Genomic DNA, 23,021 nt, shown 5'->3' with positions numbered 1-23,021 from the left:
CTTTTAGCTCGACTACCAAGGCTAGGCTAGGTGCCGCTGAGGAACGACAGGCGATGCCGGTGTCGCGTTATGAGGCGCTCAGAGGGTGTTCAACAGCACGCGACCGCCGGTCTTCTTTTGGCTGGCCTTGCCATCGCGGGTCTTGGCAGCGGCGGCGGGTGCGGGAGCATCCAGCTCGGCGTCCTCGAAGTCGGTCTGAGTGGCCTTCAGATCGCTCAGCTGGCGATCGATGTCGGCCTTGGCGCGTTTGGGAGCCGGGGCCTTGGCGCGGTTACTCAGGTCGTCGATTTGCCGCCGCAGCTCGCGCTTGGCAGCGTCCACGTCGCCGTTGCCGAACAACACGTTGGCGCGGGTCAGGCTGTCCGCGGTGCCAGCGCGTGCAACGCGGGCCTCCACGATGGGATCGAGCTTCGGTGCGATCCCGGTGAGGAGCGCGGTGCTGAGCGCCGCCTCGGTCTTGCTGGCTCCACCTCGCATCAGATCGGTGTAGCCGAGGTTCACCTGGGCTATCGGACGCGTGCCATCCGCACCTGCCGGGACCTCGACCTCGGCGAGCACGGTCTTCACGTCCTTCGTTGCGAAGCTCCCCAGGGAAACGAAGACGCGGTCACCTTCCTGACGGAACGCGCGATCGTAGATCTTTTGCAGGCGCACGCCGGGAGCCAGCACCAGCTCCACCTCCGCGGCGTCTGCGACGGTGCTCTGCAGGGAAGCAAGCTCGGTGTCGAACACCTGGCCCAAGTCCTTCGCCTGCTCCGCGAAGTGGTGGCGCCCGTTGGTGCCGGTGGCGAGGGCCATCAGTAGCGTCTCGTTGTAGTCGACGTCGATGCCAATCGAGCTGATCGCACAGTCCATGCGCGCGCTGCGCGACGCCAAGCTGCGGAAATCTGCAACGCTACGCAGGCCACTCGTCGGCTGACCGTCGGACAGCAGCAAGATGCGGTCGACCATGTTGCTGCGCTTCTGCAAGAGGCGCATCGACTCCTCGAGGCCGCAGGAGATGCAGGTGTCCCCCTGAGCGGTGATGCGATCGAGCGAGTCCATCAAGCGCGCACGACTCGAGCCGTCGATGGTGGTGCTATCCGCGAGGATCTCCGTCTGGGTGTTGTAGCTGACGATGCTGACCGCGTCTCCATCGCGTAGCCGCTGCACCATCGCGCGCGCCGCGTTGACCGCGTTGGTCAGCCGCACACCTTTCATCGAACCGCTGCGGTCGATGGCGATGGCGAGGTTCAGCGGCTGCTTGGCGATGCCAGGCGCGGTGTCAGGTGCACTGACCTGCACCGACACGAAAGAGCGGTTGGCGACGCCGGACGGAAGTTGCTGGTGGCCGAGCCGGGCCTCGAAGCTCAAGGTGCCGGGCTTCGACACCAACGGCACCGCCTGAGCTTCCTCCTCGGGAGCGGCGACGGTGAGCGGCACGTTGGCTCCCTCGGCCCCCACAGCGTCGGCGGGGGTCAAGGCCCACACCCCGGCGCTGGTTGAAAACATGCAGACGAACGACAATCCCACGAGGTGTGTCAGGCGCATATCAGAGCCTTCTACGTGGCTGTTGGCAGCGGGATCTCCAGATGCGCGGAAAAACTCACGGCTAGGTCGAGGGACGGAGCCTGACTATCCGCGTTCGAACAGGCGCTCTTCCACTAAGTCCAAGAATCCCGCCTCGTTGACTGCGCTCCCATCGAGCTCGAGCACGCAGATTTCGATCCAAGTGGGCTTGGGCTGATGCACGCGGCGGGGGAGGTCCGCCCAGGTCGCTGGATCTAGCGGCACGCTCACATAGGCCCGCTCGCGCGCCTGGGATCCCTCACCTCTGCCGTACAGCGTCAACTCCCGCAGCGTGCAGATGAGCGCGCCCTGAGCGTCCACCAGCCGCGGCTGCAAGATGCACGAGCGCGGCGGAATGCGCTGAAACCCGAGGCGCAGATCGGCACCTCTGGCAGGGACGTGGCTGGGCATTGGCACTCGCAAGATCACGACACACCCGAAGCAAAGAATCTACCACTCGTCCCTCGAAGCGGCTACCGCCCAAGAGCCGCGCAGACGCGCCTCAGCGTGTCGAGAGTGACACCCCTTTGTACCGCACGGAATCTTGCGGCACCGCATTGCCCTCCGCATCTACCGTGATCAGCGTGACCTTCACCGGGAGCGGCAGGCTGGCTGCGTTGGCTAGCTCACGACGCAAGCCTCGAGTGATGTCGATTTGAAACTTCGTCTTGCTGAAGCGCAACGGATGATCCGGCCGCAAGTCGTAGTCGCCGCGCTCGGCCATGCGCGGGTTGCAGTGACCGCGGGCACCGTGACAGTCCCCATGACCAAACAACATCAAGCGCCCGGCGTAGCTTGGATCCGTGCAAGGTGTCTGCTCGGTCGCATCCGGGTTGTTGATGAAGGCCAAGATCTCGAACGAGCGCTTGGGGGGGTGCAGCTGGTGAAAGTCCAGCTGCGCGCGCCGGAACCCGCCCTTCAGGCTGCCGATGTCCAAGATGGGATACAGGTCCACGGGAGGCGGCGGCGGTGCTGCGCCTGCTGGAGGAGGAGCAGCATTTCCTCCGGGATCTGGCGGAGCAACCACGTCGGGGGTCGCAACGACATCAGGCACGGCTACCGCAACCGGCGGCGCAGCCGGGACGGGCATCGTCGCGCCCACCTCTTCTGCCGCCTCGACGTCCTCGTCCGAGTAGATGTAACGCAGCTCGCGCTCGGCATCGAGCAGCTGACGACCGACGAAGCCGTTGTACACCACCGTGTCGAGCACGTGCTGAGGCACCGTCGAGTTGCCGTGGGTCTGCTGCCAGTCGAACCAGATCTTGTCGATCATCGAGTGGTGCAACCAAAAGATCGGGTCGTACGCCGCGGAAACGACCGAGGCCATATCGCCTGAGCGCCCGGGCAGCGGTGACGTCGGGCCTGCACCGCCCACGCGCACGTGAATCGCGCCGTGAGCACCGAAGTTCAGGTCCGAGGAGAAGCGCGCATAGTCGGGATTCGAGAGGTAACGCTCGACGTCGTCCTTCAGCTGATCGACGGAGTCACGAAAGCGATCCGCGAAGCGCTGGGTGAACTGCTCCTGCCCCTGCAGGTTCTGGCTCGCCACCCGATATAGACTCTTCGCGCTGAACAGCGGGTTAGAGACCTGCACCCCTTGGGCATCCGCATACGTCGCGTCGTTCACCACCTTGGGCAGCCCATTCGGCGCGTCCCTGCCAGCATCGAAGCTGGTCCAGTCCCAGAAGGGCAGCGTCAGCTCGAGGGACTCGTCCCGTCGCTTCCATTTCAGCGCGGAATTGAGCGTGCGCTCCATCACGTAGACGTACGCGCGGTGCCAGGTGAGGAAGACACGGTCGTCGGAGTGACACAGGTCTTGATCGTAGCCATGGCCGCGCGCCACCGCCGTGTAGCCACGGGAATCACCCACGGCGATCTCGCTGATCTCGTAGGCGGCGGCGTAGGCGTCCCGCAGATCTTGAACGTCCTCCTCGGAGAGTCGCCGAAGCTCGAACCGAATCAGCGGCAAGCCCGCCTCTTTCCTACGCCCGTTCAGCTTTGCGACCGACATACTCACTCTCCCCATGCCCCGAATGGCTTCGAAGCTTCAATCCCTGAAGACCGGCGCAGGGTAGCCGATTCCTCCAGGTTTGGGGGTGAGGAGTCACGCAGCTCGACTAGCCTGACTCGGACGCCTCGGGTGCGCGGTGCGCTTGGAGGTATGGCGCGCGAAGTTCAACAACTCCGTGGCCGGGGCGCCGCCAGGTAGTCGCTGATGCCCTGCGGCAATGTCCTCTTGAAGTAGCTAACACTCTATCCGCGCGGATAAAACAAGATGCTCTTTGATCGCCAAGTCGAGCAGCTGGGCCAGGTGCTTGACCTCGGGTAGTTCGCCTAGCTCTGACACGAGCTTCCGCATCTCCACCGCCGAGATGTACGCAACGCCGCTCAAGGGATCGCCGCTCGGGGCTTCGGAGAGCTGCGTCGTGCAGTGCGGAGGGAGGATGAGCATGCGAGTGGCATCCATCATCGGGCCGATGAACACCGCACCAAGCGCATCCGGCACCTCTCCGCTGCGTCCGAGCGCGTCGACCTGAGCGATCACCGCTCGCGCCGCGTCTTCCGCCAATGGTCCGCCTTGGGCCTCGGCCACCAAGAAGAGCATCTCGCCCTGAGTGATGTCGTGGGGACAGTCGACGGGGGCGTCCCAGGGAAGAATGACGCGTAGCTGGTACTCATCGACGAGAGCGACCTGGTGCACGACGGAAGCGAGCAGCGTCTCGCAGTTGCGTGTCCGTGACGCCTCCACGAACCTGAGGTCGTTTGCTCGATCTTCCGCGCCCGGCGCTGGCAACGCCAACTCCATCCCCACCGCGTATCGAATCGTCATGTCAGCAGGCTACTTGGAAGCTCCCGCGGCCGTCCACGCAGCGACGCACGGGCGCGAAGGTTGCGCGATTTGGGATTCGAGCATACACCGCCAGCATGCGTCGCTTTGTCTTCTCTGTATGCCTTGCAACACCGCTGCTCACACTCGCGTGTGGCAGCGATCAGCCAGCGAATTCGCCGGAAAGCACCGGAGGCGGCGCGGGCACTTCCAACGCTGGCTCGGGGAACGGCGGGTCCGGCGCTCAAGGCGGAAGCGACAACGGGGGCAGCGGGGGCACAGCCGCGAGTGGAGGCACAGCAGGTAGCGGCGCGGGCGGCAGCGGGGCGAGCGCGGGCAACGGAGGCAGCGGAGGAAGCAATCCGGGACAGCCTGGTGTCGTCGGCATGGACGGCATGGGTGCTTGGGATGCTCTGCCCGCGGGCGAGAAGGCCAAGGTCACCACGAACACATCGTTCTTCCTGCATCAATCCGTGGGGCAAGACCTCGAAGACGGTGCTGAAGCCAACGGCTTTTCTTTCGAGTACTGCACCAGCGGCGCGACCGATCTGGCGCAGGGACTGAATGGCGGTTTGTTCTCGAGCAGCAACGGCGACCCCGCAGGCAAGATCGCCGAGTTTCGCTCCATGGCCCTTGCGAACGCCTCTGGCGGACTGCGGGTCGCGATCATGAAATTCGGCTACGCCGACATCGTGGAAGGCAAGGCCGTAGGCGCACAGACCGCCTACCAGTCCGCAGTGGCAGACATCAAGGCCGCCGGCGTCCGCGTGCTCCACGTCACGCCTCCGTTCGTGTACAATGTCCCTGCGGAAAATGCCACGAAGATGGCCACGCGCACCTGGATGATGAATACGTTCAAGGACGACATCATCTTCGACCTCGAAGACGTGGAGAGCACGAACCCGGACGACAACTCTCGCTGTGAGCGCGGAGGCTCGTGGGAAATCTGCGACAACGTGCGCTCCACGAGCGGCTGTCCAAGCCAATCCCAGGGGGTAGACGCTCCCTCCGGACAGGGTCACATCTGCTTCAATCCCCACGCCCAGCGCCTCTCGAAAGCGTTTCTCTACGCGATCTACCTAGCCGCCAAGTAACGCTGGACCGGGGTACAGATAGGCGCGACCACGACCCGAACTGCTGGCCGAATGTGCGCATTCGGCTACGTTCAGGCTGAATCGTGAACTTCATCACGCCCGCGCGGCACCCTGGTGAAAACTCGGGCGCCGCCGTTGCAGCCCTAGAGGTTTGCCGCTAAGTGACCGCGCTATGCGTCGGATAATGTGTGCTGGGCTCGTACTCTCGCTTACTGCACTCGCCTGTACGGGTGAGGTGGGAGACGCCGAAGACTTTCCGGGAGCCGGCACCGCGGGGCAGTTCGGTGTCGCGGGAAGCAGTTCCGCAGGGAACGGCGCGACCGGTAGCGGCGGGAGCGAAGCGTTTGGCGGCTCAGGCAACACCGCGGGCGTTGGCAACGCGGGTAACGGCGGCGACGGTGGGTCAGGCAACACCGGCAACGCTGGCTCAGGCAATACCGGCAACGGCGGTTCAGGCAACACCGGCAACGGCGGCAGCACCGCTAGCGGTGGCACTGCGGGTAGCGCAAGCGGCGGCGCTGGCAACGGCGGCTCAGGCAACGCAGGTGGCGGCGGCACGGGCAACACCAGCAACGGCGGCACGGGCGGCACGGGCAACGGCGGCACGGGCAACACCGGCAACGGCGGCTCAGGTGGTGGCTCGACGCAGCCAGGTGTCGTGGGCGTGAACGGCGTCACGGCTTGGGACGCGCTCTCCTCGACGGAGAAGGCGAAGGTCAACGGGTTCCGCAGCTTCTTCCTTCATCAATCCGTGGGGCAAGATCTCGAGGACGGCGTCGAGGCCAATGGCTTCCGCTTCGAGTACTGCACAAGCGGCAGCACGAGCCTGGCTCAGGGGCTGAACGGCGGACTGTTCTCGACGAGCAATGGCAACCCCAGCGCCAAGATCAGCGAGTTCCGCAGCCTCGCGCTGAACAACGCCGGCAACCTGCGGGTGGCCATCATGAAGTTCGGCTACGCGGACATCGTTGAAGGCAAGGCCGCTGGCGCGCAGACTGCCTATCAATCCGCAGTGGCCGACATCAAAGCCGCCGGCGTCCGCGTCCTGCATGTCACTCCTCCCTTCGTCTACAATGTCCCTGCGGAAAATTCGACGAAGATGAATACGCGCACCTGGATGATTCAGACGTTCCCCGGTGACGTGATCTTCGATCTCGAAGACCTGGAGAGCACGGAGCCCGGAAATGGCTCGCGGTGCACCCGCGGTGGCTACTGGGAAATCTGCAACTCAGTGCGCTCGACCAGCGGCTGTCCGTCGAACGGTCAAGGCGTGGACGCACCGTCGGGCCAGGGGCACATTTGCTACAACCCGCACGCCATGCGCATCGGCAAGGCGCTGCTGTACGCCATCTATCTGGCTGGCAACTGACGACTGGCGGCGGCGCGACCCACGGCCCACACTCCAATCATGAGGTGGGCCGTCATTGCGCTGGGCATCGCGAGCTGTAGCCACCCACCACCCACGGCAGCCCCGATAGCACCCGAATCGCCACCTCCGAGCGCTGCAGTCGCTGAAGCCGACGCGCCAGCCCCGGCGCGTGCGAGCGAACCGGGCGGCTCTGCTGAAGACGAAGAGCGGCGCTACCTCTCCCTGGAGGACGTGGACTGGAAGAACTACACCTACATCCCGGGGCTCTGCACCTTGCGCGATGGATACAGCGAATATCGCGAGTACTCCGAGGATTTTGGCGGACTTCATGACACGACCATTTGGAAGTTCGTCAGCGCCGCCACGGGCAGCTCGGCCACTGGGACGCAGGTCGCCATCGTCCTGGTGAGCGAGGAGTATTCGCCGCCCAACGGCCCCGGCTCGAAGCGCACTCGAGTGTTCGTCTATCAGTTGATTGATCGCAAAGTCACCGCGCTCGGAGATTCATTCGACGTAGGCGAGGCAGAGTCTGCGGCCATCGACAAGGACCGCGCGTCCCTCTTCGTCGATGGCCACTGCGAGATGTATCGACTCGAGGAGCAGAGCTGGAAAGCCACGACCGAGAGCTGCCCGGGCAACTAGTCTTTTCCCTGAGGATTAGGGCACGCTACTGCCACTTGAGTTCGCCGGTTTGCACCTGGGAACCGAGCTGCAAGAAGAGCTCAGCCTTCAGCTCCGGGTAGCTTGCCTTCATCGTCGCGATCAGCGGAGCTGACTTCTTCGCCTTGGCGACCTCGCTGTCGAAGCGCTCGAGATAGCCCTCGGTCTGCTTCAATGCCGCCGAGGTCTGCGGCGCACCGGACGCCTGATGCCCCGGGATGATGCGATCGAAGCCCATTCCTTGGAGCTCTTGCAGTTGCTTGATCCAAGCGACCCGAGACGCGTGGCTCGAGTCAGCGGTCCACACATGGGTATTCGAGAACACCACGTCTCCAGCGATCAACGCGTTGGCCCCTGGCACCTTCACGCCTGTGATGGGGTGGGTGTCCCCTTGTAGGCCCTCGAGCAGCGGCAGCACCTGGCCGTCGACGCTCAGCTCACCCTCGAGCACTTCGGGGATCACCGGTTCCCCGGGGAATTCATCCTTGAGCATACCGGCTTGGGCTTGCGCCTTCGCAGCCGCCGTCTCCTGAATGTGTTCTACCGTGCTCGCGCTGGCAACGATGCGCGCCGAAGGAAACCGTTGTTTGAGAACAGCTGCGCCGAAGTAGTGATCCGGGTGGGCATGGGTGATGAACACGTAGGTCAGCTCGCGGCCACTCTTCTCCACGGCGTCGGCTACCGCATTCGCTCCACTCTTCGTCCACTGCGCGTCCACGACGACCACCTCGCGCTCTCCAAGCACCAAGGTGGAGTTCACCGCCCCCGCAGCCTCTGGCGAAGTCACGACCTCGAGCTCCAGGGCGCGAGCTGTCTCAGGCGCCTCGGCTGACTCGGTTTTTGGGGGGGAGGGTGCAGTCGCTGCCTGGCTGTCCGGCGTAGCAGGCGCCGAGGGCACACCGGAGCATGCAACGAACAGGGGCAATAGCGAAACGGCGCAAAGACTCGATAGCTTCATGACGAACTCCTCCGAGGCGAAAGCTGCCTCGACTACGCAGCCTCGTTTCCCCGAGGTACTGCTAGCGCCGGCACCCAGCGGCCGGCGACGGAGAGAAACCTAGCCATAGCCAGCCGGCAGCAGAAGCCGCTGAGTCCCGAACCCAGGGTTCGGCCCAGGCGAACGCGCTGAGGATCAGCGTTTCAGAGCGTGGACAACCGCGCGCGTGAAGACCTCGACGCGCTGCGAGCGGTGGCGTCTGGAGGGATAGACGGCCACCAGCGGGATGCTTCGGCCCACGAGGTCGGGAAACACCCGGCGCAAGCGCCCATCGGCAATCCGCTCCCGCACGAGCAACTCCGGCATCAACGCGATCCCAAGTCCCACTTCCACCAGCCTCAGCGCGCCCTCGGTGGAGTTCGCTACGCCGCGCACCCGTGGCGCGGTCAGCGTCAGCGCTTCGCCGCCTTCGCGGCGCACGTTGCGGTAGGCGTGCAGAAAGGCTGAGTGGCATACCCAATCCGCGCTCTGCAGGGCGCCCAGCGTGGTCGGGGACGGCGACGCTGAGACGAACACCTCGGGAGTCTCCCCGAGCTTCTTCACGCTCAGGCTGGATGAGGGGTGCGAGCCCATGCGCAGGCCGATATCGAAACCGTCACCCACGAGGTCCAGCGGTCGATCGTCGAAGCTGAGATCGTAGCCGAGCTCAGGGTGCTCTTTGCATAGAACCTTCACCACGCCCGCAAGAAACTGCTCGAAGCCGACCGGCGCCGCGACGCGCAGCGTCCCCGCGACGCGCTTCTGATGCTGCCCCGCGAGGGACCACGCCTCTTCCCAAGCCGACAGGCTCTTCAACGCACCTTCGAAGAAGACTTGTCCCTCCTGAGTGAGGACCAGACCACGGCTCGTACGCTCGAGCAATCGCGCGCCCAGCGCATCTTCCAGAGCGGTGAGTTGCTCACTCAGCGTACTTTTCCCGACGGAAAGCTGTTTGGCAGCCGCGGCGAGTGATCCTGCGCGCACGACCGCCACAAAGGTCGCCGCCTTCGCCAGATGCTCCGTGTGTTCACTGTCCGGACGGCGGCTCTTGGACATCGGGCTACAGCGTAACCCGATTCATGGTTCATTCGATACGCAGGCTGACGGCGCGGTCGATATGCAGGCCCGCCACGTTGCCGATGAAATCGAGGCAGCTCGTGATGCGTCGCCGCTTCGCCTGCTCACCCGCTAGCTCGCGGAGCTGGATCAGGGTCTCTGCGCTGGCTGACTCCGGCGCGTGGTCGTCCAATTGATCAGGGCGCCCGTACAGTCCGAGCCAGGCGTTGAGCCGCCCTGCGTAGACGCGCTCGCTGGGGTTCAGCAGTGGCTGGTCGTCGCTTGCACTCGAACCGTGGATTGCGCGCCCGCCCAGTACGCCGAGGGCCACCTGAATTGCAGGAGGGACATCGCACACGCGTTCGAGGGCAATCTCACAGCTGTCTTGGCTCAGCAAACACACCAGGAGCCACTCGAGGTTGCCTTCCGCTCCCGGCAATGGCGTGGGGGACACATTGAGCCCGCCGGAGGAGACGCGGAGCAGGCGGTCGCGCTCCGGACTACCGATCCCCAGCCCGAGGCGCGTCGCCAGCTCCTCGCGCAACATCCGGCGCGCGCGCTCGCTGCCGTCACTCTGCTTCGCGAGGCCATCCAAGCCAGCGAACCACGGCGCGCCCCCCAAGGGCGGTGTGTCGACGCGGACGCGCAAGCCGCTCGACGTGCGCGCGTAGGGATCCCGCTGGTAGGGCGCACGAGGCACTCCAGAGCGGTTGACTCCGGAGCTCGGGGGCATGCAGCTCGCCGGTGCGACGCCGCTCGAGGGTGGACCGCTAATGGCCACTCCGGGTGCAAACCCAGCGGGGATGGTGTCATCGGCGGTGATCTCATCAAACGCCGGATCCCCCGTGGGGGCTTCAGGCTCAGGAGTTTTCCGCGTAGAATTAAAGTTCGACACGCTGGGAGGCCTCCACGGAATGCCACGAAGCTAAGCGCCCCGCGAGGGTGAGAGGGTGGGATGATTCGAGAAGCATGACATGTGCTACGCGCTGCGAGGCGACTCTACTCTAGTAGGCGAGCCATCGTCGGCTTGCTGGATCGAAACAGCTCTTAACCGTGTCGGCATATATATCGTCCTCGAGATGCTCATGCGTGTCCCGCTCTGTCTCAAGCTGGACGCGATCTTTCCGCAAGGTTTCGGGCTGCTCGCCAACGTACGCGCTCCCACGTGAAAGTAGAACCCAGTTCCACCAGCGAACATGCCCGCGCACTCCTTCCCCCACGAAAAAACAGACATCAGACGGTTATGAATGGTGTGTCCCTGCTGCCTGCTGATGCCCGCGCCGACCATGAGAAGAGTGATTTTCAGGCCGTACCTGAACAGGCGCTGAACGAACGAGTCATACAGATATCGGCGACATGGCGGGATTTTAGGGCGTCCGATTGCTCTCGCAGCTTGTAAATCGGGGCGTTTCGCCGCGTCGAGACAGTCTGAACGTCCTGGTGTAGTGGTGGTCTGTCCGCTCCTCGAGGAGCCCGGATTCAACCGTCGCGATGGCCGCCACCCCGCAACAAGTCAAAGCTGCACTCAGTGAACTGAAGCAAGCAGCACGCAAGGAGCCGAAGCTGGCGTTCATGGGCTGCTTGGGATTGCTCGAGCGGCTCGGAACCAAAGGCAGCGAGTACGACGAAGTGCTGGCGAGCATCGCGAGCTGGTTGCCGCAGGTGCTCAAGCGCTCCAAGCCATCTCGCGATGAACTCGCGGAGTGGCAAGAGCGCCTGTATCGCGCGCTCACCAAGAACCCGGAGCGCCTGGCCGCGCTCGGGCTCCAGTGGGGTCGCTTCTGCCTAACCAAACCCAGCGCCTTGACGTGGGCCGATCGTATCCGCAAGGAGCTGGACGGCAAGTGGGAGCCGAGCCACCTCGTCGCGGCGTACCTGCGTTGCTTGCTCCCCGCCGAGCGCTACGCGGAGCTCCTGGAAGCCCTCGATGAGCTGCCCTCCCCGAGCTGGGAAGAACGCCTGCTTGGGGTGGCCGCCCTCGCCGCTGGTGGCGACCCCGACGCCGCCGTCGGCTATGCCGAAACCCACGGGGCGGTGACGAACCCCACGGCGGTGGCTCAAGCCTGCGAAAAGGTGTTGATCGACGCCGGCCGCCGAGATGAAGCCTATAGCCGCTTCGCGCTGCGGGCGGGCGAGGCCTCGACCTACGTTGCTTGGTTCCGCGTGGTAAGAAAGAAGTATCCAGGAAGAAGGCCTCAGGGCATCCTGGCAGACTTGGTCGCGACGACTCCCGACGAACCCGGAAAGTGGTTCGCCGCTGCAAAGGACGCCGAGCTGTTCCAAGAGGCGATCGACCTGGTGCAGAAAAGCCAGGCCGATGTGCGCACGCTCCTTAGAGCAGCTCACGACTACGCGGACAGGCAACCATGGTTCGCCATGGAGGCCGGCCTCGCCGCGCTCAAGTGGATGCTCGAGGCACCGCACTTCGAGATCACGAACACCGAGATCTGGAACGCTTACAATGCGACCCGGGTCGCGGCGAACGCAGCGGATCTGCGCGACGAAGCAATGGATCGCCTGCGCGAGCTACTCGGGCGCGACTCCGTCCGTGACCGTGTCGTCACCCGCGTGTTGAGCCGAGAGCTCGGGTTGAGCTGATCTCTTTTTGGGGGAGAGAAAGCCGCGTCAGCGTGTTACGCGCGCCAAGTAGGAAGCGTATGGGCTCTCCGGATGCTTCACGATCAGTCCTTGAGCCAGCTGCCGCGCTTCCTCTTTGCGGCCCAGCATAATCAGCGCATCCACGCGGATCACGAGCCGCTCCTGCCCCAGGAGTCCAACACCGGCGCTCGAGTCCAGCAGCGCCAAGCAGTCCGCTGCACGACCGGCTCGTAATAGCCCGCGAGCCTCGACGAGGTGCTTGCGCTCCGCTGCCAAGCGGCTGGCTCGGCTCTCGGGCTCCTTCGGCGTGGTCGCCTCTGGAGTCGGGCCTGCGCCGCCTGCAGCTGCGCTGCTCCGCTTCTTCGTCGGTGATGCTTCGGGCGTCGCTTCGATTGGTTTCGACGTCGCGCCAGGGCGCTCCGCGGGTCGCGGTTGGGTCTTGCTCGGAACGATTTGCCGCACGGAATCAGCCGGAGCGACCGCAGGCGGGCGTTCCTCGGTCACTTGCTTGACCTCATGGCTCACCACCACACTGCCTGCCCCCAACGCGATCCCCAAGATGAGCGGCTTCGCCAGCGCTGCGAGGCCTATGCCCGCCGAACCACTGGTCACGACCTTCGCAGTCGCGCCGAGGTGTGCAGCCTTCACCGCTGCTGCGCTGCCGCCTCCAGCCGCGCTGCCGCCTCCAGCCGCGCTGCCGCCTCCAGCTGCGCTGCCGCCTCCTGCCGCGCTGCCGCCTCCAGCTGCGCTGCCGCCAACCACGCCGGCCACAGGCAGCGATGCGGAGAGCTTCGTCCAAACGCCGCTCACCACCTGCTCGCTTGGACCGCTGATCGCCTCACCTTGGATCAGCACGCGTTCGAGCGTCGTGGCCTCACTCTCGGGATCAGTCCAGCGCCGCGGGTCAGACATCGTTCGTCTCCTTTGCGAGCGCACTCGTCGGCAGTGCTTGGTCGCTGCCTTCGACCACGGCGGGATTTCGCATGGGAGCGGGGACCCCCGTCGCTGGCGTATCAGGATCGCTCAGGCCCAGCTCCGCACGAAAAGCAGCCCGCGCGAGCCGCAGACGCGAGCGCACCGTGCCAACCGGCAGGTCGAGCAGCTGAGCGATCTCCTCTCCGGAGAAGCCTTCGATCTCGAACAGGGAGAACACCAATGACTGCTCCTCTGGCAGCCGACCGAGGATCCGAGACACCAAGCTCAGCTTGTCGCGCCGGCTCTGAGCGCGGCGCCCGTCGTGACTACCAGGGCTGTCAGCGACGTCCTGGCCCTCCCCGACGGACTCCCGCCGCGCCAAGTGACGGCGGTGGTTGCGGGCGACGTTGAAGCAGATCCCAAACAGCCAGGTGCTCTCCTTCGAGCGTCCCGCAAACTCGGGCAAGCGCCGGTACGCGACCAGAAACGCCTCCTGGAGCAAGTCGGGAAGGTCAGCATCTGGGACTCCCAAGCGCACCAGCGAGCGCCACGCGAACGCGACGTGCTCCTGGTAGAAGCGTTGGAAATCACGGCTTTCTGTCATTGGATCGACCTGCGGCGAGGACCGCCCGGCAGGGATACGCGAAGGTTTCGCGCAGCGCCACAGCCAAGAATCGCGCAGTAAGTGTGAGTGTACCTAGTTTGGCCACGCGATCACTCGACGCGAAATCCGAGCGCAATCTGAGCCGATTGGCCGAAACGATTTCCGGGGGTTAGCTCCCCCACCCCACGCACGACGAAGCGATCGTCATTGAGAGGCGCCACCAAGCGCAGGTCCCCGCCGAGCCAGAGCCCCGGCGCAAAGCTCCAGAGGGCGGCGACGCCAGCCTCCGCACCGAACCAGGGGTGAGTGGCAGATGATACCTCGCGGAAATTAAACGCTTCTCCACGGATGGCGCCGCCCAGGAGTGCGCCGCAAACGCCGAGCTGCAACGGTCGTTCGCCGCCGAAATAGCAGCCTTCCAGTCCGACCTGGGTCAGACCGATCTCCACTTCTCCGTCACCAAGAGCCTGGGTACGAACCGCGAACTTGCGGCCCAGCATTCCCACCCTCACATTATCCCCAAGGAAAATTCCAAGGGACGCTCCGAGACCGAAGACCTGCCCGCCAACCAGACCGTCGCTTTCGGCGGGCCCCAAGCCAAAGTACCAATCCGGTGTCTCGAGCGGCAAACGGCGACCGTCGCGTTCTTCGCCGGGCAAGGGCGCGGCGGCTGGCAGCGGCGGCGCGATGAGCTGGGGCGCCAAGTCTGGTGGCACCACTGGGTACGGCGAAGGCGGCAGGTCTTCGCCCTGCATCGTGTCATAGGGGGAGCCAGGCAAAGGCTCATCGACCGGCGACAGCGTCGGGTCGAGGAGCATGCTGATCGCCAACGCAGCTGCGCCCCCAAGCTCTTCGCACTCACCGGAGCTGCCAGGTTGCGCATCCGTGTGGATTCGGCGAATCCCCCTACGCGCACCGCTCATCGTGACGACGGCCTCGAGGCCCGCAGGCGAGCGCTTGAAGTGCACGAGTAGCGTGACCGGGTCCTGCGTCGCTGCCCCGAACGGTCGCTCGAGCAAGGACTCAACGCGCAACGAGCTGATCGTGCCCGGGACAGCTGAGGGCGTCTGCCTCACGCAGCACCATGAGCGAAGCAGCGCTCTGAGCGTCAGCCGGAGAGGCAAAAGCAGCCCACGCGACGCCCCCAATCAGAAGGCTCACCCAGCCGCGCGTCGGTTTGCCTGCCGCTCCCACCGTCTCACCACGTTAGTGCGAAACCCAAGGAAAGCACACGGGAATCACTGCTCAGATTTGCCCAATCCGGGGAGCGTTGCTCGAACTTCGGGCTAGCGCCTCGCTACAGCGTCAGCCGCAGTTCCTCCACGAGCCGCCGCTGCGCCAAATCGCAGTGCAGCAAGCGGCCGTAGTCATCAAAAACTAGCAACTGCTCGCCGCAGAGCCGCATGGAACCCCTGGGGGTGGCGGTACGCCCTTCGAGACGCACCTGAACTTGGTGTGATCCGACGGTGAGTGCGCTGAGATCGAATACATATCCGACGAAGGAACGCTCCTCAGTCACAGGCACAGCGAGCCGTCGCCCCAGGACCGGAATGCCAACGCTGGGCGACTCAGGGAAGACGTAGCGTGTCCCACTTCTAGGGGTGAACACCTTGACGGCGTACCCCTTGAACTCTGTCGCCTGGCTCTGGACGGCGACGCACACTTCTCCGTCCGTACCTACCGTGGCGCGGATCACCTCCCCCAGATCCGGCAAGGCGGTGCGCCTTCGTAGGGTCAAGCCTGAAAGGTCGTACTCCCACACCTCTGGTTGCGCTCCTCCAATTACCGCCCGGATACACTCAGCGCCTGCAGTGATTGCAAGAATGACCCCGGTGCACCGCAGCAGCGACTCCGCCTCCCACTCTCGCGTCACGTCGATGGCCAGCAGCTCTGCGGAGTTCGTTTGCTCACTGCCTGCTTGATCACTGCGTCCTACCAACCAGGTCTGACCGTCGAACTCCGCCGCATAGACGTCGATTCGTGCGTCGCGCCACGGCTGAATACGGCGCGCCACCAGGTCGAGCCGAGACAGACGCCACACTTCCCCACGCTTGGCGAGCAAGATGGCTCGATCCCCGTGGCGTGACATCACGATGCGCTCTGTCGGCTCGGCAAAACGCTGAGTGACCTTGCCGCGAGGAGTGACCACCCAGAGCCCAATCTCGCCGAGAGCGACGAGGTAGCTTCCTCCCGGCAGTACGACGGCGTCATGAACGCGCAGCGAGCCAACCTCCGCAATCCCGCGTTCGATGCTCAAGACGCGCGGCGCCGGTGACTTGCGCCCATGTCCCTTCGCGTTGGACAAACTGAAGTCGAGCACCGGATCCTCACACAACGTGAACAAGTCTCTGAGTTCCGTGCCACGACCAGGAACCTCCTCGCCGCGTCGCCCCAGAGCGGACAGCAAACGCGGGGCGAGTAGGCGCGCGAGACTCACGGCCTCCTGTTTGGGGAGGGGCCACGTCGCGCGGCTGTCAGCACCACTCACTAGCTCTTCAGCCAGGGTGCGCAACGTCAGCCAGACGGAGTCGTCCTCCCCGCGCTCTGGAAGCTCGGAGCTAAGCACGTCGACGCGCTCGAACCACACTTGAGCCTCATGAGGCGCCAACCTCGCCTGCCGTATCAACATCCGCGCGGTAACAGCACCACCGACACGAGCAGCGAGCTCTGCCCAGCGCCTGACCAAGGGCCGAAGATCTGCCGCGCCCCACGCGGCGTCGACGGCCCCGACGTAATCCCCGACACTGGCGAGGCGGTCGGCCCACAGGGCGCGGAGCTGTAGCGCCAAGTCTTGGTGTCCTTGCTCCAGCCGGCTGATCGCATCCGCGAACGCCGCGTGACGGACCGCCAAGCGCATCGCGCGTTCACGGTTACCGGCAAGCAGCCACTGGCGCACGACGAGGCCGGGCGCCAACTTTCGGGCTTCGGCGAGTTCTGCCGCCAAGGTCAGGCGCTCGTGGCGCTCGAGGAAGGACACGGCCTCCTCGTTGGCGTGAAGCAACTCGGCGAGCACGAAAGCCGCCTTTTCGATCTCCCCTCGTTCGACCAACGCCTCGAACGCACGCCGATAGCGCCTGCGGATGTCCTCATACAGGTCATCCTGAAGCCCCAAGGAGCTGGTTCTCGAGTTGGCTCGCCAGGGTTGGATGCTCAGCTCACTGCGCTTGCTCGGCAGGCTGAGGGGAGGTGGCTTGGGCTCTCCACTCGCCTCTCCCCCAAGGGGGATCGCCCGCTTCAGTGCCTCATCCCACTCTCCGCGATCGAGCAACTCAAGCGTTTCCCTCAGGAAATCTGCTTGACGGCGCATCAACGCGTTTCCGAGCTGACTCCGCAGCAAGAGACGCGCCGCCCAGCCCTGCAAGCTCTGGGAGAAGCGCTGAAGCCACGAAGGCTCTGGCGGCGTGTAGTCGGTGTCCGGTAGCCCTTGCTCGCGCGTGCCGGGCTTCATACGCTGCCGCGCGTCGCCTCTCCACGCCGCATCCGCCCCCGACGCCGTATCCACCCCGGACGCCCTGCGTGGGAGCGCTCGCATCTCAGAGTCACTCCTGGGCCGGATGAAATGCGCAAGGAACGTCAAGAGACGCGCCAGTAGGCGCGCAGTTTTCACGCGAAGGGTCAAGCGCGCTGGGCCCGACGCCCCGGAAGCGACGTCCCACGTAGAAAACTCATCTTGGCTCTCGCTCGCCGCCCGAGCTTCCAGCACCTCGCGCACGCTGCGCGCCGAACCGAGCGCGGCCTGGCGCTGGGCCAGTAGCGCTGCACCTTGCCTCGCGGAGATGACTATCCCGGCGCTACCGAGCAACTCGGGCTCGGAAGCTTTCGCGAGTCCGGGCTCGGGAGCCTCGCGCGCCGGCACCTGTCGTAGCGGTTGAGCCACCTGCCACTCGAAGGCGCTCAAGTCGACCCACTCGCTGGGATCCACGAGGTTGAGTTCGCTCAGCACCTGCGTCTCAACTCTTCCAGCGCGCACGACTAGCAAGGCGCCGCCAGCCGCTGGCGTTCCAAGCTGCCGCAGCGCGGCCTCGCGAAGGGGCAGTCCAGAGAGCCAGCCACCGTAGTCGACCAAAACGAGCCCTGGCGCGCGCGCCGAGTCCAGGCGCATCGGGCGACGGAGCACGACCAACAACTGGCCGGGGAGCTCGAAGAGCCTCGCGACGGCTGTCAGCTCGGCGACCCTACGGCGCACCTCCCCCACCCCCGAGAGATCCATATCCATAAGGAAACCGTCCGCTAGCACCGACCCGCGGTGCGTCAAGTGAGGCGAACGAACGAGCTGGGTCAGATCCTGCACGGATTCAGGCTCCAGGCTCATAGTGGACCAACTGTGCCAGCGGATTGAGCTGGTAGGCGAAGAGCTGACCGGCCTCCGTCAGCACAACCAACCTGTCTTGACTTGCCTCGAGGTCGACGATTCGACGCTTGAAGCGCAACAGCAGCGACGAGCCATCCATGCTGATCCGGAAGAGACGGCAGGGGTCTTTCCCGATGGCCAAGAGCTCTGGCCCTCGAGCCCCGTGAAGCACGGCGCAGGGGCCTGCGCCCTCGGGCACAGGCAACTCCACCTGCAGCCCGGCATCACGCACTATCCATTTCCCCGAGGTATTCAGGTACGCGCGCCGTGGGTGCATCGGCTCCGGAGAGAGCAACACCCGGCCACCTACGTCTTCCAGCACGGAACCGAGCTGGGCATACTCGACCGCCCACGCTTCGGACAGCTTGGCCTTCACCACACGGACCGCCTTGTCCTTCCAAACGGCGAGCAGCACGCCGTAGTGCGCGGGTGCAAAGCCCAGGATGTCCTCGACATCCAGCTGGTTGCATGCCCCCCAAGCCACGTGGAAAAGCCGGTCACCAAACACACAGAGGAACTCCTCGCTCTCCGCGCGCTCCGAACGAGACAGGCCAAGGTCGCTCCGCGCCAAGAACAGCTGCCCCAGCGGCGCGCCGTAACGCACCTCGGCCGAAACACCGTCACCGCCTAGCTGCTGCGTTTCCATGACGCCGCCCTGTTTGCCGATCACGACCAGCACCGCGCGCCCGTACGAGTTCACGCACAGCGCCACGCCACGCTTACGTGACGGCGAGTAGCCAACCGCCACGGGCGTACCGTGCCGAGCCAGCTGGGTGAAGCGTACAGGCGCCGCAGGTTCCCGCACGGACTGCGGGATGTGCAGCGTCATCAGCGTGCCCTCTTGAGTAAGTGCCCAAGCCCTGCGCTGATCCGCATGCAAGACGACGCCGTCGCTGGTGGCGATTGGCGCGCCGCGAGCTGGCGCGCTCACCGCTGCGCGCGCCATTGGTTCCCTAAGGATACGGACTGCCAGCCTTGACTCGGGCAAATCGAGATGCAGCGTCCGCTGCGGGCTTTGATAGCGCCCGGACGCATAGCAGCGCACCGTAAGTCGGGATTGGCTCTCCCGCGTCACCTCCGGCTCGACGCACAAGACGAATGACTCTGGTTCGCAATCCAGGGAGAGCAGGTGACGCCCGCCGACGCGCCACACCTCGGACTCCTCGGTCCCGCTCAGTGCCTTGATTGTGAACGCCCAGTGCTCGAGCTCGTTGCGCGCTGGGAGCCGAAACGGAGAATCACGCAGCATCCGCTCCACACGGCTTGGCGCAAGCTCTTGATGCACGACCTCTGGTTCCTGGATCACACCCCAGGAGAACGACGCGTGCGCCGCGTCGGCGCGCTGCTTCTGCAAGATCAGCCACGCCAGGTGCACCAACCGTGGCGCCCCGAGCTGTTCGCATCCTGTGTCGAGCAACACGAAAACGTGACGACTCCGCTGGGGCGTCGCGAAGCTCCGTTCAAGGAACAGTTGCTCGTTCATGGCGGCGCGGCGCAAGAACTCCTCAGGCAGCTCGTCGTGAAGCAACCACTCGCTCGCGAGCAGGCGCTCGTAGGGGCCACGACTCGTCAGCCCGTCGAAGCCATCCGGCTCGGTGTCACCCCGTCGCCCGCGCCCCAGATCGCCGAGCGCCGCGGCGAGGCGCAGCAGATAGCCTCCAAGCACGCGAGCGACCTCCGCTTCGAACGGCGCGAGCTGTTCGGCCCATGGCCGCAGCGCGGGCGGCAGAGCGCTCACGGAGCGTCGTGACTCCTCTCGAGTTCTGCGCGCCAGTGAAGCAGATCCTCACGGCAAAGCGCCCGCGCTGCCGCCAAGCTAACGATCCGCGGCGGCGCGAAACAGATTGCGAAGGGAGGTTCGGCGCCGGCGTGGGTAGCAGCACCGCGGGCGAGCGCCGCGCGAAACCACGCGAGGGGTAGCGCGGGCTCCGCGTCCGTCGGTAGCAGCAAGTCTGGAGCTTCGACGTCACGGCCCAGGTAGCGCACGCCGTCGACCCACGGCAAGCTCCGGGTCTCACCGAGTAGGAAGAGGGTGTCCGCCGTGCGCGCTGCGCGCAGATCCGCGAGGCAACGCTCGCCAGTTTGGCTCTGCTCGGGCCAGGTCAACAGCTGCTCCAGCAGCACCGCTACGGTCGGCCCGCTCGCCATCACCGCAAGTGGCTCCAGCGGCGCCTGGCGTAGCCGGCTGCGCTGGGCGAGGAAGCTACGAGGAAGCTCAGCCGGCTCCACCTGGCGCTCCAGTCACGTCGTCAGCGGCATCTGTTGCCTGCTGCTCTCCCAAAACCTTGACCACCTCTTCTCGCAGGGCCTGCAGCTCAGGTTCGAGGTTCTGACTGCCAAAACTGGCGTCGATGTCGCGCGCAAGGTTTTCCACCGCCAGGCGCCAGGCGCCGCGGTCAGCCGCCGCTTGGCGATCGTCTAGCAGCGCGCGACCGTCTCGCAGCAGGCGTCCTGCTCGCGCCCGCGCTCCCAGAGAGCTCTCGAGCGCTGCGCTCAACAGGCTGGTGTTTTGCGACTCGCTCAAGAGCTCCGCGAGCACCTCACGCCCCGCCGCCTGCGCCTCCGCGGTCGGAAGCGCGAAGATCAACGGCCACAGGTCCGCTCGACTGACCTCAGCGCGGCCAGCCAGCACCGCACTCGCCGCGACCAAGCGCTGGGAGCGCACAATGCGACGATCCGTCCACTCGATGCCGGCGCGGCGAAGCAGACGCACCGCGTGGGCCATATCCGCACGCACAGGAGCCAGGTCGAGGGCGAGCGCTGCCTTACTCAAGCCGTCCAAGGCCTCGAGCGCTTGCTTTGGCGCTGGCTTGGGAGCCGCGGCTCCAAGCGACCAACCAGCTTCGAGCAACGCCTCCAGGCTCGTGTCCCCCACAGGTTCCACGAACTGCCGCACCAAGAAGCGATCGGCGAAGGCTGCGAGTTGTGTTTCCTCCGGGAGACTGTTCGCGGCACCGACACAAACTCTGAGCGGGCAGTGGAGGTCGGTGTGCCCGCGACGAAACCGGCGCTCGTTCAAGATGGCGAGCAAGGTGTTCAAGATTGCCGTCGAACCGAGGAAGACCTCATCCAGGAAGGCGATGTCTGCCTCTGGCAGCATCCCGCGGGTCTCCGCCTCGACCACACCTTGCTTGAGTTTCTGCAGGTTGATTGGCCCGAAGATCTCCGTTGGTTCGGTGAAGCGACCAACCAGGTACTCGAAGTAGCCGCCGCCCAAGCGTCGGGCGATGCGCCGCACGGCTTCGCTCTTGGCGGTGCCAGGCGGACCAATCACCAACAAGTGCTCACGCGCGACGGCACACAGCACGACCAGCTCGACCAACGACTCGCGTTGGACCAGACCACGGCTCGCATCCTCGACCGCCCGCCTCAGCTCTTCAGCGTGGCGGGCGACCAGCCCCTGCTCGGTTGTCACGGCCGCTATGTAGCACGCCGCTTGTTGGAGAGCAGTCGCTGGCTACAGCGGCGTGTTGGCACCCTTGCTGGGCTTGTCTCCGCGCGGTTTCGTCGGAGCCAGCATGCCGAAGTAGATCTCCTTGAAGGAGCGCTTGAGGGTCGGACTGGAAAAATCGTGCATCAGGGTGGCGCGCTGGATCTCCACGTGCTGCCCCTTGGAGAGGTCTGTCTTACCAACTGCTGCCCAAACCTCGCCCTTGGGCGTCTTCAGCCGAACGTAGGTGTAAGAGCTGACCTGAATCGTCTCGAGCACCTCACCGCTGACGTCACCCGCGGCGTCGCCTTGTGCAGGCGCAGGCGCGGCGCCTGCTCCCGGGTGCCCGGGAGGTAGATCCGTAGCGGAGCCAACTTGAGGATGACCCGGTGGCATGTCCTGTTGCTCATCCCCAACCGCAGGATGCCCCGGCGGTAGCTCTTCGGATTCGTCGACCGCGCCGCCCGTTGGCGGGTGCCCTGGAGGCAAGTCGGCGTTCTCCGCCGCCACTCGGACTTGCTCCTGCTTCGGCTGATCCTTCGGCGTGGTGACGAAGAAGCCGATGCCCGCCGCGCCGATGATCGCTGCCCCCAAGACGTAAGCCATCTTCATGACGAATTGGAGCTAGCACGGCCTTGGCCGGCCGCCCAGGCGCAAGCGGTCGCACGCTCGGGCGTCAGTCGTCTCGGTCCGGTCACCCGAGCCGTTGCAGCGCTCAGTCTTTCAGCAGTGCCCGAAAATCGAGCCGCCCGTCTCTGACGGGTGGACACCAAAAGTAGTTGCCCGTCAGCGGCGTCGTGAAGCGAAACAGCGCATCTGTGATGCCGTCGTCGAGCCCCACCATGCGCCGCAGCTGTGCCTCGAAGGCGTCGAAGGAACGGCCAAATGCCACGAACATCAGGCCCGCGTCCGCTCCATCACTCCAAGGCATGGAGCGCCGCCAGACGAACGCCTCGGGTTCGAAGCTCTCTTGCGCGGTGCGCTTGACGTGCGCCGATGGCGGCGCGTCGTCCAGCTCCTCATTGTCGGAGATCTGCCGGCCAATGACCAAGTCGCGCTGTTCCGGGAGGATCCGTTCAAGGGCCTCGAAGTCGTGGCGCCAAAGCTGCACCGCGACGTAGCTCGAACCGGCAACTCCAGTGGGCCCTTCCGTGCGGATCCCGGCGGCAACGGCGTCCTCACCTTTGGGGTTCTCCGTACCGTCTTCGTAACCGCTCAGATCACGATTGGTGTCGTGGGTGAACGCCGACACCGCGCGCACTAGTTCGAAAGCAGGCCCAAGCTTGCGCAGCAGACGCTGGCTCTCCAGGAGCAGCTCGCCGGGGCTCTCGCCGCGGAGCCAAACCCAGAGCGCACAGGGCGTCGAAGGCGAAGACACGCCGGGTCCACTCAAGGCTGGGATCTCCCGCAACGCGTCCACGGACGCACCCACGCTGGCCGCGAGGCTGTGGCTCACCCCCAAAACCCACTCGGCGTTCCACGCAGACTCGCCAACTGCTTCGAGCACCGGCCGCGGATCCGTATCTGGGATCTGGCGCAGGAACAGGTAGCGACCAAACGCGGGAAGAGGCTGCATGATCGCGGGTTGGAAGA

20 protein-coding genes are annotated in these 23,021 nt (G+C 65.2%); 4 read left to right on the top strand and 16 right to left on the bottom strand.

Going from position 1 to position 23,021, the window contains the following annotated elements; genetic code table 11:
• Positions 1-78: 78 nt before the first annotated feature.
• The 4 genes from H6718_29680 to H6718_29665 all read right to left on the bottom strand — a co-directional run bounded on the left by H6718_29680 (position 79) and on the right by H6718_29665 (position 4,378).
• On the bottom strand, positions 79-1,530 hold the full coding sequence (locus H6718_29680) for a VWA domain-containing protein (GenBank protein MCB9589622.1): 1,452 nt from the start codon (positions 1,528-1,530) through the stop codon (positions 79-81).
• 84 nt (positions 1,531-1,614) lie between these two features.
• Positions 1,615-1,959: a hypothetical protein gene (locus H6718_29675; protein ID MCB9589621.1), complete on the bottom strand. Its 345-nt coding sequence runs from the start codon at positions 1,957-1,959 to the stop codon at positions 1,615-1,617.
• A gap of 91 nt (positions 1,960-2,050) precedes the next feature.
• Positions 2,051-3,559, bottom strand: coding sequence for a tyrosinase family protein (locus tag H6718_29670; protein MCB9589620.1), 1,509 nt, complete (start codon positions 3,557-3,559; stop codon positions 2,051-2,053).
• Positions 3,560-3,793: 234 nt separating this feature from the next.
• Positions 3,794-4,378, bottom strand: coding sequence for a hypothetical protein (locus tag H6718_29665; protein MCB9589619.1), 585 nt, complete (start codon positions 4,376-4,378; stop codon positions 3,794-3,796).
• 95 nt (positions 4,379-4,473) lie between these two features.
• On the opposite strand from H6718_29665, the gene H6718_29660 reads away from it, so the two are divergent.
• The 3 genes from H6718_29660 to H6718_29650 all read left to right on the top strand — a co-directional run bounded on the left by H6718_29660 (position 4,474) and on the right by H6718_29650 (position 7,480).
• A complete protein-coding gene (locus H6718_29660) occupies positions 4,474-5,469 on the top strand; it encodes a hypothetical protein (protein ID MCB9589618.1) in 996 nt (331 codons plus the stop codon).
• Positions 5,470-5,653: 184 nt separating this feature from the next.
• Positions 5,654-6,838, top strand: coding sequence for a hypothetical protein (locus tag H6718_29655; protein ID MCB9589617.1), 1,185 nt, complete (start codon positions 5,654-5,656; stop codon positions 6,836-6,838).
• Positions 6,839-6,877: 39 nt separating this feature from the next.
• Positions 6,878-7,480, top strand: a complete 603-nt coding sequence (locus tag H6718_29650) for a hypothetical protein (GenBank protein MCB9589616.1) — start codon at positions 6,878-6,880, stop codon at positions 7,478-7,480.
• Positions 7,481-7,505: 25 nt separating this feature from the next.
• Here H6718_29650 and H6718_29645 read toward each other — a convergent pair whose 3' ends face one another.
• The 3 genes from H6718_29645 to H6718_29635 all read right to left on the bottom strand — a co-directional run bounded on the left by H6718_29645 (position 7,506) and on the right by H6718_29635 (position 10,425).
• Positions 7,506-8,456, bottom strand: coding sequence for an MBL fold metallo-hydrolase (locus H6718_29645; GenBank protein MCB9589615.1), 951 nt, complete (start codon positions 8,454-8,456; stop codon positions 7,506-7,508).
• A 174-nt stretch (positions 8,457-8,630) separates the two neighbouring features.
• Positions 8,631-9,530 carry a LysR family transcriptional regulator gene (locus tag H6718_29640; protein ID MCB9589614.1) on the bottom strand — a complete coding sequence of 300 codons (900 nt, stop codon included), beginning with the start codon at positions 9,528-9,530 and terminating at the stop codon, positions 8,631-8,633.
• 28 nt (positions 9,531-9,558) lie between these two features.
• Positions 9,559-10,425, bottom strand: coding sequence for a hypothetical protein (locus H6718_29635; GenBank protein ID MCB9589613.1), 867 nt, complete (start codon positions 10,423-10,425; stop codon positions 9,559-9,561).
• A gap of 596 nt (positions 10,426-11,021) precedes the next feature.
• On the opposite strand from H6718_29635, the gene H6718_29630 reads away from it, so the two are divergent.
• The gene (locus tag H6718_29630) at positions 11,022-12,128 is read left to right on the top strand and encodes a hypothetical protein (protein MCB9589612.1); all 1,107 of its coding nucleotides are present in this window, start codon (positions 11,022-11,024) and stop codon (positions 12,126-12,128) included.
• A 27-nt stretch (positions 12,129-12,155) separates the two neighbouring features.
• Here H6718_29630 and H6718_29625 read toward each other — a convergent pair whose 3' ends face one another.
• The 9 genes from H6718_29625 to H6718_29585 form a co-directional block, all read right to left on the bottom strand.
• Positions 12,156-13,040: a hypothetical protein gene (locus H6718_29625; GenBank protein MCB9589611.1), complete on the bottom strand. Its 885-nt coding sequence runs from the start codon at positions 13,038-13,040 to the stop codon at positions 12,156-12,158.
• Positions 13,033-13,647: a sigma-70 family RNA polymerase sigma factor gene (locus H6718_29620; protein ID MCB9589610.1), complete on the bottom strand. Its 615-nt coding sequence runs from the start codon at positions 13,645-13,647 to the stop codon at positions 13,033-13,035. The genes H6718_29625 and H6718_29620 overlap by 8 nt, the downstream gene beginning before the upstream one ends.
• Positions 13,648-13,757: 110 nt before the next feature.
• Positions 13,758-14,681, bottom strand: a complete 924-nt coding sequence (locus H6718_29615) for a hypothetical protein (GenBank protein MCB9589609.1) — start codon at positions 14,679-14,681, stop codon at positions 13,758-13,760.
• 263 nt (positions 14,682-14,944) lie between these two features.
• The gene (locus H6718_29610; GenBank protein MCB9589608.1) at positions 14,945-17,857 is read right to left on the bottom strand and encodes a hypothetical protein; all 2,913 of its coding nucleotides are present in this window, start codon (positions 17,855-17,857) and stop codon (positions 14,945-14,947) included.
• A gap of 85 nt (positions 17,858-17,942) precedes the next feature.
• A complete protein-coding gene (locus H6718_29605; GenBank protein MCB9589607.1) occupies positions 17,943-19,736 on the bottom strand; it encodes a hypothetical protein in 1,794 nt (597 codons plus the stop codon).
• Positions 19,733-20,227, bottom strand: coding sequence for a hypothetical protein (locus H6718_29600; protein MCB9589606.1), 495 nt, complete (start codon positions 20,225-20,227; stop codon positions 19,733-19,735). Before H6718_29600 ends, H6718_29605 begins: the two co-directional genes overlap by 4 nt.
• Complete coding sequence (locus H6718_29595) at positions 20,214-21,395, bottom strand: AAA family ATPase (protein MCB9589605.1); 1,182 nt, start codon at positions 21,393-21,395, stop codon at positions 20,214-20,216. The genes H6718_29600 and H6718_29595 overlap by 14 nt, the downstream gene beginning before the upstream one ends.
• A gap of 60 nt (positions 21,396-21,455) precedes the next feature.
• Positions 21,456-22,040 carry a hypothetical protein gene (locus H6718_29590; GenBank protein MCB9589604.1) on the bottom strand — a complete coding sequence of 195 codons (585 nt, stop codon included), beginning with the start codon at positions 22,038-22,040 and terminating at the stop codon, positions 21,456-21,458.
• A gap of 103 nt (positions 22,041-22,143) precedes the next feature.
• The gene (locus H6718_29585; protein MCB9589603.1) at positions 22,144-23,004 is read right to left on the bottom strand and encodes a Dyp-type peroxidase; all 861 of its coding nucleotides are present in this window, start codon (positions 23,002-23,004) and stop codon (positions 22,144-22,146) included.
• Positions 23,005-23,021 lie beyond the last annotated feature (17 nt).

The organism is Polyangiaceae bacterium (assembly GCA_020633205.1).
GTDB lineage: Bacteria > Myxococcota_A > Polyangia > Polyangiales > Polyangiaceae > JAHBVY01.
The sequence above is the reverse complement of the archived record's forward strand: the minus strand, read 5'-3'. Positions and strand labels throughout refer to the sequence as shown.

What these genes read in the sequence shown, in the direction of transcription:
- H6718_29680 (MCB9589622.1), bottom strand. Translation starts at nt 1,530, where the DNA reads ATGCGCCTGACACACCTCGTGGGATTGTCGTTCGTCTGCATGTTTTCA.
- H6718_29675 (MCB9589621.1), bottom strand. Translation starts at nt 1,959, where the DNA reads ATGCCCAGCCACGTCCCTGCCAGAGGTGCCGATCTGCGCCTCGGGTTT.
- H6718_29670 (MCB9589620.1), bottom strand. Translation starts at nt 3,559, where the DNA reads ATGTCGGTCGCAAAGCTGAACGGGCGTAGGAAAGAGGCGGGCTTGCCG.
- H6718_29665 (MCB9589619.1), bottom strand. Translation starts at nt 4,378, where the DNA reads ATGACGATTCGATACGCGGTGGGGATGGAGTTGGCGTTGCCAGCGCCG.
- H6718_29660 (MCB9589618.1), top strand. Translation starts at nt 4,474, where the DNA reads ATGCGTCGCTTTGTCTTCTCTGTATGCCTTGCAACACCGCTGCTCACA.
- H6718_29655 (MCB9589617.1), top strand. Translation starts at nt 5,654, where the DNA reads ATGTGTGCTGGGCTCGTACTCTCGCTTACTGCACTCGCCTGTACGGGT.
- H6718_29650 (MCB9589616.1), top strand. Translation starts at nt 6,878, where the DNA reads ATGAGGTGGGCCGTCATTGCGCTGGGCATCGCGAGCTGTAGCCACCCA.
- H6718_29645 (MCB9589615.1), bottom strand. Translation starts at nt 8,456, where the DNA reads ATGAAGCTATCGAGTCTTTGCGCCGTTTCGCTATTGCCCCTGTTCGTT.
- H6718_29640 (MCB9589614.1), bottom strand. Translation starts at nt 9,530, where the DNA reads ATGTCCAAGAGCCGCCGTCCGGACAGTGAACACACGGAGCATCTGGCG.
- H6718_29630 (MCB9589612.1), top strand. Translation starts at nt 11,022, where the DNA reads ATGGCCGCCACCCCGCAACAAGTCAAAGCTGCACTCAGTGAACTGAAG.
- H6718_29625 (MCB9589611.1), bottom strand. Translation starts at nt 13,040, where the DNA reads ATGTCTGACCCGCGGCGCTGGACTGATCCCGAGAGTGAGGCCACGACG.
- H6718_29620 (MCB9589610.1), bottom strand. Translation starts at nt 13,647, where the DNA reads ATGACAGAAAGCCGTGATTTCCAACGCTTCTACCAGGAGCACGTCGCG.
- H6718_29610 (MCB9589608.1), bottom strand. Translation starts at nt 17,857, where the DNA reads ATGGATCTCTCGGGGGTGGGGGAGGTGCGCCGTAGGGTCGCCGAGCTG.
- H6718_29590 (MCB9589604.1), bottom strand. Translation starts at nt 22,040, where the DNA reads ATGAAGATGGCTTACGTCTTGGGGGCAGCGATCATCGGCGCGGCGGGC.
- H6718_29585 (MCB9589603.1), bottom strand. Translation starts at nt 23,004, where the DNA reads ATGCAGCCTCTTCCCGCGTTTGGTCGCTACCTGTTCCTGCGCCAGATC.